The organism is Terriglobales bacterium, from assembly GCA_035624475.1.
Taxonomy (GTDB): domain Bacteria; phylum Acidobacteriota; class Terriglobia; order Terriglobales; family Acidobacteriaceae; genus DASPRL01.
The window spans coordinates 1-10,862 of the sequence record DASPRL010000033.1 but is presented as its reverse complement, the minus strand read 5'-3'; the positions used below and the strand labels follow the sequence as shown (position 1 = coordinate 10,862).

Sequence of the window (10,862 nt, the reverse complement as noted above, 5' to 3'; positions counted from 1 at the left end):
TCAGCCGGCGGCCCGCTCGGCCGGGTTGGCCGGAGGCGTCCCGGCCACCGCTTCTACCTTGACTCGGGCCACGCGGTGGCCGTCCATCTGCAGCACCGTGAAGCGGCGCCCGCGATAGTCGAAGGACTCGCCGCCGCGCGGGATCCTCTGCAGCCGCGAGAGGATGAATCCACCCAAGGTCTCAAAACCCTGGTCGTGGGGCAGGGCGAGCTGGTATTGGACCTCCAGGTCGCGGATGGTCTCGTTCCCGTCCAGCACCACCGCGCCGCCGGCGGCCAGCGGGATCACCGCCTGCTCGGGGGCGTCGAATTCGTCCTCCAGTTCACCCACGATCTGCTCCAGCACGTCTTCCACCGTGACCACACCCACGGTGGAGCCGAACTCGTCCACCACCACCGCCAGGTGGCGCTTGCGCTGCTTGAATTCCTGCAAGAGGTCGGGGAGTTCTTTGGTATCCGGCACCACCAGGACCTGGCGCATGATGTGGCGCACGGTCATACCGGCAGGAATCTCGGCGTGGGCGGCGGCACGCAGCTTCACCAGGCGCTGCTGCATCACCCGCGAGAGGTCCTTGGAGTAGAGGACGCCTACGATGTGTTCCGGCCCGCGCTGCGGGTCGTAGACCGGCACCCGCGAGTGCTGTTCCTCGACCACCCGCGCCATGGCGTCTTCCAGGGGCAGGTCGGCGGGCAGGGAGAAGATCTGCGGGCGCGGCACCATGATCTGGCGCACCGTCAGGTTGCCCAGCTCCAGGGCGCGATGGACCATCTCCTCCGGCAGCGCGGGAATGAGTCCCACTCGGCGGCTGGCGGTCACGATCAGCTTGATCTCCTCAGGGGAGTGCACCCCGGCCTCGCGCAACTGCTTCAGGCCGAAGGGACGCAGGGCCAGGCGCGCGCTGCCGCGCATGAGGTGGAGGAAGGGGCGGGCCATGGAGATGAAGAAGTCCATGGGACCGGCCACGGCCAGGGCCACGCGCTCGGCGCGCTGCAGCGCCAGGGCCTTGGGCACCAGTTCCCCCAGGGTCACCAGCAGGTAGGTGATCAGCAGAAAGGCCACCGCCACCGCGATGCCGTGGGCGTAGAGCCGGGCGTAGGGAACGCCGCGGAAGGCGGGCTCGAGGAGGTAGGCCACCGTGGCCTCGCCGATCCAGCCCAGCCCCAGGCTGGCCACCGTCACCCCCAGTTGCACCGCCGCCAGCACCAGACCCAGGTTCTGCTGCAGCTTTTGCACGGTACGGGCGCCCAGGCGGTGCTCCGCCAGCAGCTCGTCCAGACGGGTGTCGCGGACGCTGACCAGCGCAAACTCCGCCGCCACGAAGAAGGCGTTGACGAAGATGAGGACAAAAACCAGGAACACCCGTAGCAGGACGAGTGTCATACCGTGGGGCATTCTAGCACCCGGCGGCGGGCCATTTTCCCTGCTTTCCTTTTCGCCCGGGCGGGGTCTAACCCCCTGGAAGCCAACCGGGATCGTGGCTTCCAGCCCGGCCGGGAGCGGTCCCCCGGGCCCCCGAAATCTCCGGAACAAACCCCGGGATCGGCTCGTATTCACTTATAGTTAGAGAGCGGCGCCAGCCGCCGGCGGAAGTGAGGAGGCGACCGTGGCCAACGGCAACGGCAAGAAGAAGCGGAAGAAATTTTTTTACATCGGCGGCTCGATTCTGCTGATCATGGTCGTGGTCATCGCGGTTTCCGCCTTCACCCGCGGCGGAGGCAAGCTGGACCCCACCAAGCTGGCCAAGGTGGAGCGCGGCGACCTGGCCAAGAGCGTGGTGGCCACGGGCAAAATCGAGCCCATCACCAAGGTGGAGATCAAGTCCAAGGCCAGCGGTATCGTGCAGAAGCTCTATGTCGACTTTGACGACAAGGTGAAGGAAGGCCAGGTGCTGGCCGAACTGGACAAGGAGCAGATCCAGGCGGCGGTGCGCCAGGCCCAGGCGGCGCTGGCCGCCGCCGAGGCCAACGAGCGCGCCGCCACCGCCGACGTGGAGCGCGCCAAGGTCGATGCCGAGAGCCCCGACGTCCCCATGCTGCAGCGCGCCTATGAGCGGGCGCAGCAGATGGCCAAGGACGGCGTGGTCTCCCAGGCCAACCTCGATGACGCCCAGAAGGCATATGTCCTGGCCACCAACAAGCGCGACATGGCCAAGGCCCAACTGGTGACCAACAAGGCCAAGCTGGCTCAGGCCCAGGCCCAGGTGCAGCAGGCGCAGGCCGCCCTGGCCAGCGCCGAGGAGGATCTGCACTACGCCACCATCACCGCACCCATCACCGGCACCGTGCTCTCGCGCGACGTGGAAGTCGGCGACGCCGTCAGCTCCATCCTGGTGCTGGGTTCTTCCGCCACTCTGGTCATGACCCTGGGCGACACCAGCCAGGTGTACGTCAAGGGCAAGGTGGACGAGAGCGACATCGGCAAGGTCTACCTGGGGCAGCCCGCCCGCATCAAGGTGGAGTCCTTCAAGGACAAGACCTTCAACGGCAAGGTCACCAAGATCGCCCCCATGGGAGTGGAGAAAGACAACGTGACCACCTTCGAGGTCCGGGTCTCCATCGACAACCCGGGCGGTGAACTCAAAGCCAACATGACCGCCAACGCCGAGGTCATCCTGGATGAGCACAAGGGCGTGCTCATGGTCCCGGAAGGCGCGCTGATCTACGACAAGGACAAGAAGGCGTCGGTGCAGGTGCCCGATCCCAGCGCCAAGGGCGGCATGCGCAAGGTGGCGGTCACCATCGGCATCTCCAACGGCGTCAAGACCGAGGTGCTGAGCGGGCTCAAGGAAGGCGACCAGGTCATTCTGCAGTAAGCGTCGGTTTTCCGAGGGCCGCTCACTGGGAGTGGCCCTTCTCTGTCTCTACCTCGGGGCGTCGGCGTTATGAATCTTTACGAGGTGCTGCGCCAGACCTTCTTCACGCTGCGCGCTCATAAGATGCGCAGCTTCCTCACCATGTTCGGGATCATCTGGGGCATCGCCTCGGTCATCCTGCTGGTGGGCCTGGGGAAGGGCTTCAGCAAGGACCAGAAGGAGCACCTTAAGAGCATCGGGGTGGACCTGGTCATCGTCTGGGGCGGGCGCACCAGCGAGCAAGCGGGAGGACTGGCCGCCGGCCGCCCCATCCGCCTGAACGTCAGCGACGTCTACGCCATCAAGCAGGAGTGCTACCTGCTCAAGGCGGTCAGCCCCGAGCTGCGCCGCGCCGTCAACGAGGTCAGCCGCTACAACGCCGCCAACCGCCCGGTGCGCGGGGTGTGGCCCGAGTACCAGGAGTTCCGCTCCCTCAGCGTGGATGAGGGCCGGCTCATGAGCCCGGATGACGAGGCCTCAGCCCGGCGGGTGGTGGTTCTGGGCACGGAAGCCCGCCAGCAGCTGTTTCCCGGCAAGCCCGCCATCGGCGAGACCCTCATCATGAACGGCTACCCCTACACCGTCATCGGGGTGCTGGAGAAGAAGAAGCAGAACGGCAGCTACGGCAGCGGGCCCGACAACACCCAGCTCTTCCTTCCCTACTCCGCCATGGCGCGCGACTTCCCTCCCCCGGAGCGTCCCTGGACCAGCCACGGCTGGATCAACAACCTGGTCTTCGAAGTGGACGACCCCGCCCACCACGAAGAAGCGGTCATGCAGGTGCGGCGGGTGCTGGGGCGCATCCACCACTTCGACCCCAACGACAAGGACGCGCTCTTCATCTGGGACACCCTGGAGGGCTCCGAGCTGGTGCAGCGCATCTTCGACGTCATGACCATCTTCTTCGGCTGCGTGGCGGTGATGACCCTGTGCCTGGGCGGGATCGGGGTGATGAACATCATGCTGGTCTCGGTGACCGAGCGCACCCGCGAGATCGGGGTGCGCAAGGCCATCGGCGCCACGAACGGCGACATCTTGCGGCAGTTCTTCGCCGAGTCCGCCACCCTGACCGTGTTGAGCGGCGCCCTGGGGCTGCTGGTGGGTGTGGGGCTGTGCGTGGCCATGGGGCAACTGCCTCTGCCGGACTTCGTTCCCCACCCGGTGATTTCGACCGTCGCCGTCGTGGCGTCTCTGCTGACCCTTTCCCTGATCACGCTCACCGCCGGGATGTACCCGGCGCGGCGGGCGGCGGAGCTCACTCCGGTGGAGTCGCTGCGGTATGAATAGTCGGCCCGGACAAAGTGCTTGCAAGGAGATGCTTATGAAGAAGAATCCCATCTGGAAGCGCGGGTTGCTGGTGCTGGGGGTGGTGCTGCTGGTGGCGGTCGTGGCCGCCCCCTCGTATGGCAGCGCGGAAGGCTCGTTCGACCGCACTCTGAAGGTCACGGGGCCGGTCCAATTGGAGGTCAGCACGGGCTCAGGCAGCATCCGGGTGCGACCGGGCAGCGCCGGCAGCGTGCACGTGGTGGGCACCATCCGCGCCCAGGAGGGGTGGGGTGGCGGCGCCGAGGACAAAGTGCGCCGGCTGGAGGCCAATCCCCCCATCGAGCAGATCGGTAACATCATCCGCATCGGGCGCATCGAGGACGAGGACCTCAAGCGGAACGTCTCCATCAGCTACGAGCTGGAGGTGCCGGCCGACACCCAGGTGCGCTCCGAGAGCGGCTCCGGCAGCCAGGAGATCCGCGGGCTGACCGGGCCGGTGCGCGCCCAGACGGGCTCGGGCAGCATCACCGTCTCCGACATCAAGCTGGAGGTGCAGGCCCACACCGGCTCGGGAAGCATCGCGCTGACCGCCATCGGGGCGGGCGTCCAGCTACACACGGGAAGCGGCAGCATCCATGCCCAGGACATCCACGGGCGCGTGAACGCCCAGACGGGCAGCGGCGATATCACCCTGGAGCAGAGCGCCCCGGGTGACGTGGAGGCGGAGACCGGCTCCGGCCACATGGAGCTGCACAACGTGCGCGGCGCGCTGCACGCGGAGACCGGCAGCGGCGGCATGAACGTGGACGGCCGGCCCACCGGCGACTGGAGGCTGGAGGCCGGCTCCGGCGGCATCAGCGTGCGCCTGCCCGCCGACGCCGCCTTCGACTTCCGCGCCCACACCGGCTCCGGCGGCATCACCATCGATCACCCTCTGACCATCCAGGGGACGGTCAGCAAGAGCGACCTGCAGGGCAAGGTGCGGGGCGGCGGCTACCTGCTGGAGGTGCGCACCGGCTCGGGCCATATCGAGGTGCGGTAGAAAACAGGGGCGAGAACCATGATGCTCCGGGAATTGATCGTGCAAGGCTGGCTGGCGCTGATGCGCAATCGTCTGCGCTCGCTGCTGACCATGCTGGGCATCGTGTGGGGCCTGGCCTCGGTGGTGCTGCTGCTGGCCTACGGCGAAGGCGTCAGCCGCAGCGTGCTCAACGCCTTTCTGGGCATCGGCAACAACGTCATCATGGTCTGGCAGGGACAGACCAGCATGCAGGCGGGCGGGCAGCGCGCCGGCCGCCCCATCCGCTTCGAGTTCGACGACCTGCAGGCCATCCGCGACGAGGTCCCCATCGTCAAGGCGGTCAGCGGCGAGTGGGACGACGACCTGGGCTACAAGTACGGCACTCGCGTGCTCTCCGTCTCCAGCAAGTTCATCGAGCAGCCCTATGCCGGCATGCGCCGCCTGGAGATCGCCGAGGGCCGCTTCTTCAACGACGATGACTTCCTGCAGCACCGCCGCGTGGTCATCTTCGGTCCCGACGCCGCCAAGAAGGTCTTCGGCAACCGTTCTCCGGTGGGGCTGAACGTCAACGTGAACGGGCAGGAGTTCCAGGTCATCGGGCTGCTGCGCAAGAAGGTGCAGGACTCCTCCAACAACGGCCCCGACAACACCAACGCCTTCCTGCCCTTCTACACCCTGCGCGACCTGATGAACCGGCGGGACCCGGAGATGATCGTCTTCCAGCCCATCCGCCCGGAGCTCAACAAGCAGGCGCTGCTGGCGGTACGCACCGTGCTGGCCCGCCGCCATGACTTCGATCCCCGCGACGACAAGGCCACCCCGGAGTGGGACACCATCGACGACGGCAAGGACATCGCCCAGTTCAACCTCGCCCTCGACGCCATCCTGGGCTTGATCGGGGCGCTCACCCTGGGGGTGGGCGGCGTGGGCGTGATGAACATCATGCTGGTCTCGGTGACCGAGCGCACCCGCGAGATCGGGTTGCGCAAGGCCCTGGGCGCCCGCCCCCGCCACATCCTGGTGCAGTTCCTGATCGAGGCCCTGGTGCTGACCTTCGCCGGGGGCCTGGTGGGCATCCTGGTGGCCCTGGCCCTGGCCCAGGCCATCCCGCCCATGCCCCTCTACGCCGACCTCTTCAAGACCCAGAACCACGAAGGCGATATCTTCCTGCGCACCTCAGGCATGGTGATGGGGATCTCCTTCCTGATCCTGACCGTGGTGGGGGTCTTCTCCGGCTTCTGGCCGGCACTGAAGGCGGCCCGGCTGAATCCCATCGAAGCCCTGCGCTACGAATAGGCGCCCGGCGGTTTGACCCTCTTTTTCCGGCATGTTATAAATCTCCTTCCTTCCCTGCGCGACAAAGCGCGGGGAACTGACCGGGCGCGGCCAAACCTCAATCCTCAACTTGTCGTGGAAGCGCGTTTCCGGGGGTGCAATCGCTTGGCAGGCTCTTGCCTGCGGTAGGCCCCAGGGTTCGTAGGTTCTCGCTCGGCTTCGGGGACCCTACCGGCTGGTGCATGGAATCATTCCTAAGTCTTAATCGGTTGGAGGAACTCTTATGCCTACCTGGCTTCTGGCAGGCTTCCTGCTCGACGCGCCGGCGGCGGACAACAGCTCGTTCTGGCTGTGGCTGGCCCTGGGCATCAGCGGTCTGGCCCTGCTGACCGCCTTCGGCTTCGCCCGCTTCGTGCTCGCGGCTGACACCGGCACCGAGCCCATGCAGCGCATCTCCAACGCCATCAAGGAGGGCGCCGAGGCTTTCCTGCGCCGGCAGTACAAGACCATCGGCCTGCTCAGCCTGGTGCTGGCGGCGCTGATCTTCGTGGGCTATCGCGCCTCGGCGCACAACGCGCCCCTGGCCTCCAAGACGGTGATCGCCTTCCTGATCGGAGCGGCCTGCTCCGGCATCGCCGGCTTCACCGGCATGTACGTTTCCATCCGCGCCAACATCCGCACCGCCAGCGCGGCCCGCAGCAACATCAACCGCGCTCTGCAGATCGCCCTGCGCGGCGGCGCCGTCACCGGCCTGGTGGTGGTGGCCATGTCGCTGCTGGGAGTAGGCCTGCTGTTCTTCCTCTTCGGCGGGCTCGAGAATCCGCACGACGTGCCCTACCAGGTGGTGGGCTTCGGCTTCGGGGCGTCGTTTGTAGCGCTGTTCGCCCAGTTGGGCGGCGGCATCTACACCAAGGCGGCCGACGTGGGCGCCGACCTGGTGGGCAAGGTCGAGGCGGGCATCCCCGAGGACGACCCCCGCAACCCCGCCGTCATCGCCGACCTGGTGGGCGACAACGTGGGCGACTGCGCCGGCCGCGGCGCCGACCTGTTCGAGTCCACCGCCGCCGAGAACGTGGGCGCCATGATCCTGGGCGCCGCCCTTCTGCCCCACTTCGGCATCAAGGGCGTGCTCTTTCCCCTGGTGGCCCGTGCCTTCGGATTGATCGCCAGCACCCTGGGCGTGCTGATCGTGCGCACCGACGACAAGGAAGACCCCATGCAGGCGCTCAACCGGGGCTACTACGTGACCACCCTGGGCGCCATCGCCGCCTTCGCCATCGCCGTCCACTACTTGCTCAAGGACAACTGGTGGTTCTTCGGCTCCGGCCTGGTGGGCATCGCCACCTCGTTCCTCTTCGTCTACATCACGCAGTACTACACCGAATACCGCTTCCGGCCGGTGCAGGACATCGCGCGCGCCTCGCGCACCGGCCCGGCCACCAACATCATCGCCGGGCTGGCGGTGGGGCTGGAGACGCCGGCCCTGCCCGTCCTCGTGATCAGCGCGGCGCTCATGCTCTCCTACTGGTTCGGCATCCGGGCGCTGGCGGGGGTGAACGAGATCGGCGAGTACGCCAAGGGCATCTACGGCACCGCCATCGCCACCATGGGCATGCTCTCCACCGCGGCCTACATCCTGGCCATGGACACCTTCGGGCCCATCACCGACAACGCCGGCGGCATCATCGAGATGTCGCACCAGCCCGACGAGATCCGCGTGAAGACCGACCGCCTGGACGCCGTGGGCAACACCACCAAGGCGCTCACCAAGGGCTACGCCATCGGCTCGGCCGCCCTCGCCGCCTTCCTGCTCTTCTCCGCCTACCTGGACGAGGTGGCGGCCATCGTGCGCGGGCGGCTGGCGGCCGCGGGCGTGGCGGTGACCGGCGTTCAGTTCTCCTTCGACAACATCAACCTGGCCAACGTGCCGGTGTTCGTGGGCGCGCTGCTGGGCGCCATGCTGGTCTTCCTTTTCTCCTCGCTGGCCATCAAGGCGGTGGGCAAGGCGGCGCAATACATCATCGAGGAAGTGCGGCGGCAGTTCCGCGAGAACCCGGGCATCATGGAAGGCACCGCCAAGCCCGACTACGGCCGTTGCGTGGACATCGTGACCGGGGCGGCGCTGCGCCAGATGGTGGTGCCGGGGGTGCTGGCGGTGGGTCTGCCCATCGCCGTGGGCATGACCTTCCGCTACTTTACCGGCTTCCACGTGGGCGGAGAGGGCGCCATGCTCGGCGGCCAGCCCATCAACCTGATCGGGGCGGAGTCGGTGGCGGCCCTGCTGATGGTGGGCACCATCGGCGGAATCCTTCTGGCCACCATGATGAACAACGGCGGCGGCGCCTGGGACAACGCCAAGAAGTTCATCGAGACCGGGCAGTACGGCGGCAAGCGTTCCGACGCCCACAAGGCGGCGGTGGTGGGCGACACCGTCGGCGATCCCTTCAAGGACACCGCCGGGCCCTCGCTGCACGTGCTCATCAAGCTGCTCTCCACCATCACCCTGGTGATGGCGCCGCTGTTCCTGTAGAGAGACAGCCGCAGAAAAGCGAACGCCATCCCGCGCGGGATGGCGTTCCTGCTTCTTAAGGCGGCTCTCAGGCGTGCATGGGGCGGCCGTGCGGCAGCTCCGCCAGACGGTGGAAGACCGCGCTCACCACGCGATCGCAGCGCGGGGCTTCGAAGGCAAACGCCTGCGTCGCCGTGGCGCCCGTGCGCTCATAAAGCGCCCTCCGGAGCAACGCATGCGCCCGGTGCAATCGCACCTTGACGGTGGCCTCGGTCAGCTCCAGCGCCTCGGCCGTTTCTTGCGTGCTCATCTGCTCCACTTCGCGGAGCATGAAGACGGAACGGTAGCCCTCGGACAGAGCGGCCACCGCTTCTTCCAGCAGCAGCCGCAACTCGGCGTTGCCGGCCTGCTGTTCCGGATCGCGATCGTGAGACGTAATCAATTCCATACCATCCCCCTCGGGCGTGGCGACGGGATGAAGGTCCTGGAAGCGGTTGCGGCGCCGGAGCCGGGCCAGGGCCTCGTGCACCGCGATGCGGGTCAGCCAGGTGGAGAACTTGGCGCGCCCGGCGAACTGCCGGAGGTGCTGGTAGGCGCGCACGTAGGCGTCCTGCATGACGTCTTCGGACTCGGCGTCGTCGCGCAGGATGCTGCGCGCCACCCGGTAGAGGCGCTGGTTGTAGCGCCGCATCAGGATCTCGAACAGCGCCGTGTCGCCGGAAAGCACCCGTTCCACCACTTCTTCGTCGCTCAGGCTGGTGGAGCCTACCTGCTCGGCTAAGGCCTGACTCGCCAATCCACACCTCCCCTGCCTTTCCCGTACTTAGAGTGCCCGAGGGGGAAAAAGGTTACACCGAGGCAGGCAAAAAAGAAGCGGGCGGAGTGGCCTTCCGCCCGCTCGACCTCGGCCGGATCCTAGCCCTTCATTTTCTCCTTGACCTGCTTGGCCAGCTTCTCGATCTCCTCCGCCTTGCGGATCACGTCGATGGACATGACGTTCTCATTGGACTTGTCCACCGACTGCTTCAGCTCGGTGGCCAGCTGGAACAGCCGGTCGGTGTCCTTCTTGAGCGACTCCTGGCGCTCCTTGTTCCGCTGCTTGGCCATCTCCCGCTGCATGTCGGGAGGGATGTTGATGTCGGGTGCAGCACCGGGAGGGGCCTGAGGATCCCGGGGATGGTGCTCAGGGACTTGCTGGGCGCCCAGGACCAGGACGAGAGCGAACACGGCAATAACCACACGGAGCTTGGTGATCACGGCAGACCTCGAACCAGGAAATCTTTTCCGAGATTATACCCACAAGCGGCCCCGGCGTGCGCTTGCTATAATCGCGCCGCGCAAGGAGAAAGCACCGTCATGGAAACCGGATTGAAGGAGCGGGTGGCCATCGTGGCCGCCTCCAGCCAGGGCCTGGGCTTGGCCGCTGCCGAAGCCCTGGCCGCCGAGGGCGCCCGCCTCGCCATGTGTGCCCGCAACGAGAAGACCCTGGGCGCGGCCGCCGAGGAGATCCGCCGCCGGCATAAGGTCCCGGTGCTGGCCGAGCGCGTGGACGTCACCGACGGCGAGGCCGTGCACCGCTTCGTGGAGCGCGTGGCCAAAGAGTTCGGGCGCATCGACGTCTGCGTGACCAACGCCGGCGGCCCCCCCGCCAAGAACTTCCTCTCCCTCTCCGCCGAGGAGTGGCGCAAGGCGGTGGAGCTGAACTTCATGAGCGCGGTGCACTTCTGCCGCGAGGTCATTCCCTGGATGCAGAAGAACCGCTGGGGCAGGATCGTCACCATCACCTCGGTCTCGGTGAAGCAGCCCATCGGCGATCTCATCCTCTCCAATGCCGTGCGCGCCGCCGTGGTGGGTCTGGTGAAAAGCCTGGCCAACGAGTTCGGCAAGGACGGCATCCTGGTGAACAACGTCGCCCCCGGCTACACCGCCACCGAGCGGCT

At 66.9% G+C, this 10,862-nt stretch carries 9 protein-coding genes; 6 read left to right on the top strand and 3 right to left on the bottom strand.

Features of this window, described 5'->3' with window-relative positions; translation table 11 throughout:
- On the bottom strand, positions 1 to 1,380 hold the full coding sequence (locus VEG08_01590) for a hemolysin family protein (GenBank protein ID HXZ26669.1): 1,380 nt from the start codon (positions 1,378 to 1,380) through the stop codon (positions 1 to 3).
- A 223-nt stretch (positions 1,381 to 1,603) separates the two neighbouring features.
- Between VEG08_01590 and VEG08_01585 the strand changes: the two genes are divergently transcribed.
- The 5 genes from VEG08_01585 (at position 1,604) to VEG08_01565 (ending at position 8,943) form a co-directional block, all read left to right on the top strand.
- Positions 1,604 to 2,812 carry an efflux RND transporter periplasmic adaptor subunit gene (locus tag VEG08_01585; GenBank protein ID HXZ26668.1) on the top strand — a complete coding sequence of 403 codons (1,209 nt, stop codon included), beginning with the start codon at positions 1,604 to 1,606 and terminating at the stop codon, positions 2,810 to 2,812.
- A 69-nt stretch (positions 2,813 to 2,881) separates the two neighbouring features.
- Positions 2,882 to 4,138 carry an ABC transporter permease gene (locus VEG08_01580; protein ID HXZ26667.1) on the top strand — a complete coding sequence of 419 codons (1,257 nt, stop codon included), beginning with the start codon at positions 2,882 to 2,884 and terminating at the stop codon, positions 4,136 to 4,138.
- Positions 4,139 to 4,172: 34 nt separating this feature from the next.
- Positions 4,173 to 5,159 (top strand): DUF4097 family beta strand repeat-containing protein, encoded by a 987-nt coding sequence (locus VEG08_01575; GenBank protein ID HXZ26666.1) that lies wholly within the window; start codon positions 4,173 to 4,175, stop codon positions 5,157 to 5,159.
- 18 nt (positions 5,160 to 5,177) lie between these two features.
- On the top strand, positions 5,178 to 6,434 hold the full coding sequence (locus VEG08_01570) for an ABC transporter permease (GenBank protein ID HXZ26665.1): 1,257 nt from the start codon (positions 5,178 to 5,180) through the stop codon (positions 6,432 to 6,434).
- Positions 6,435 to 6,696: 262 nt separating this feature from the next.
- Complete coding sequence (locus VEG08_01565) at positions 6,697 to 8,943, top strand: sodium-translocating pyrophosphatase (protein HXZ26664.1); 2,247 nt, start codon at positions 6,697 to 6,699, stop codon at positions 8,941 to 8,943.
- A 67-nt stretch (positions 8,944 to 9,010) separates the two neighbouring features.
- Here the strand turns inward: VEG08_01565 and VEG08_01560 are convergent, their stop codons facing one another.
- Entirely contained in the window at positions 9,011 to 9,718 is a 708-nt protein-coding gene (locus VEG08_01560; protein HXZ26663.1) for an RNA polymerase sigma factor, read from the bottom strand.
- A gap of 119 nt (positions 9,719 to 9,837) precedes the next feature.
- On the bottom strand, positions 9,838 to 10,179 hold the full coding sequence (locus VEG08_01555) for a hypothetical protein (protein ID HXZ26662.1): 342 nt from the start codon (positions 10,177 to 10,179) through the stop codon (positions 9,838 to 9,840).
- Positions 10,180 to 10,278: 99 nt separating this feature from the next.
- Here VEG08_01555 and VEG08_01550 point away from each other — a divergent pair.
- Positions 10,279 to 10,862: SDR family NAD(P)-dependent oxidoreductase (locus VEG08_01550; protein HXZ26661.1), on the top strand; the 584-nt coding region annotated here is incomplete at its 3' end.

Bases quoted from the DNA above. Each gene is read 5' to 3' on its own strand.
- VEG08_01590 (HXZ26669.1), bottom strand. From the start codon at position 1,380: ATGACACTCGTCCTGCTACGGGTGTTCCTGGTTTTTGTCCTCATCTTC.
- VEG08_01565 (HXZ26664.1), top strand. From the start codon at position 6,697: ATGCCTACCTGGCTTCTGGCAGGCTTCCTGCTCGACGCGCCGGCGGCG.
- VEG08_01580 (HXZ26667.1), top strand. From the start codon at position 2,882: ATGAATCTTTACGAGGTGCTGCGCCAGACCTTCTTCACGCTGCGCGCT.
- VEG08_01575 (HXZ26666.1), top strand. From the start codon at position 4,173: ATGAAGAAGAATCCCATCTGGAAGCGCGGGTTGCTGGTGCTGGGGGTG.
- VEG08_01570 (HXZ26665.1), top strand. From the start codon at position 5,178: ATGATGCTCCGGGAATTGATCGTGCAAGGCTGGCTGGCGCTGATGCGC.